Annotated in this window: 1 protein-coding gene; it reads right to left on the bottom strand. The window is 78.5% G+C overall.

Annotation, left to right across the window (positions count from 1 at the left end):
* The coding region (locus EAO77_RS35770) for an SDR family NAD(P)-dependent oxidoreductase (RefSeq protein ID WP_147992476.1) at nucleotides 1–549 on the bottom strand (549 nt) is incomplete at its 3' end.
* Nucleotides 550–680: the final 131 nt, after the last annotated feature.

Here is a 680-nt window from a genome sequence, read left to right on the forward strand (position 1 = left end):
GCGGGCGGTGCCGTTCAGCGCGTCGGCCGTGCGCACCAGGTCGGCCCGGGCCTGCGGGACGTCGAGGCAGACCACATGGGCGCCGTCGCGGACGAGGACCTCGGCGACGGCCGCTCCGATGCCGCGGGCGGCTCCGGTGACCAGCGCCGTCCGGCCGGCCAGGGGGCGGTCGGGGTCGGCGTCGGCCGGTGCGGCGTCGGTGAGTTCGACGACCTGGCCGCTCACGTAGGCCGACTTGGGGGAGAGCAGGAAGCGCAGGGTGGAGGCGGCCGACGCCGGATCGGGCGAGGTGAGGCGGACCAGGTTGGCGGTGCGGCCGCCGCCCGTCTCCTTCGCCAGCGAGCGCACGAAGCCTTCGAGCGCCTGCTGGGCCGCGGCCTGGTGGTGGTCGTCGCCCGAGGGCCGGGTGCCCACGACGACGATCCGGCCGCCGGGGGCGACGGACCGCACCAGGGGGTGCAGCGCGGCGTGCACCTCGGCGAGGTCCGCGACGCCGGCGACGCCGGTCGCGTCGAGGACGACGGCCGCGGGCCGCTCCGCCTCCGTCACCGTCTCGTGGCCGTCGAGCGGGAGGGGGCCGCCGAGTGCCGACCGGCCGGCTGGCGCAGGTCACCGGAGCCGCCCGCGGCATCGGAGCGGCCGTCGCCGAGGTCCTCGTCCGCGACGGCGCCCATGTGGTC

The organism is Streptomyces sp. T39, from assembly GCF_008042045.1.
In the GTDB taxonomy this organism is placed as follows: domain Bacteria; phylum Actinomycetota; class Actinomycetes; order Streptomycetales; family Streptomycetaceae; genus Streptomyces.